Genomic DNA, 528 nt, shown 5'->3' with positions numbered 1-528 from the left:
GGTTGCGCACCGACCCACGCCACTCCCGCGTGTCGGGATCCCAACTCGCGCATGCGTCACAGATCCGCTCGATCTGCTCGGGCGTCAAGATCGGTGGCGCCGCCCGGCCCGGCCGGCGCACCCGGATTACCGCCTGGCGACGCCCCTTGCGCCGCGCGACGTGCTCGAGCAGCGGCTTGTACCGGCCGCCTCCCCGATGGGTGATCCGATGCAGGTCCCGGCCGACGTCCACGCCGTTGAGCACGTGATAGTCGTAGCAGGACAGCACCGCACCCAGCCGTGCGGAGATCGTCGACTCGGCGAATCGGGCACCACGGCGCTCGATCGATACCACCCCCGGCTCGTCCCCGGTGCGCAACCACGTCAGGAACGCCCCGAAGTTCTCCAACGTCACCGCATCCCAGACCAGCCCGAACAGCTCCAGGAACTGCCACCACAACGCCAACGCCCGCGCGTAGGACTTCACCGTGTTCGGCGACACCTGCTGGGCCCGAAGATATTCCAGGTACTCCTCCGCCGGGACCACCG

Annotated in this window: 1 protein-coding gene; it reads right to left on the bottom strand. The window is 68.9% G+C overall.

The annotated features are described in order from the left end of the window. Positions 1-528, bottom strand: a 528-nt coding sequence (locus P3H15_RS54470; protein WP_346348897.1) for a site-specific integrase, incomplete at both ends; no start/stop codon positions are given.

The sequence above is a fragment of the Rhodococcus sp. T2V genome (assembly GCF_029269925.1).
Lineage (GTDB): Bacteria > Actinomycetota > Actinomycetes > Mycobacteriales > Mycobacteriaceae > Rhodococcus_F > Rhodococcus_F koreensis.
Note: the sequence above shows the minus strand (reverse complement) of the source record. Positions and strands in the feature narration are given on the sequence as shown.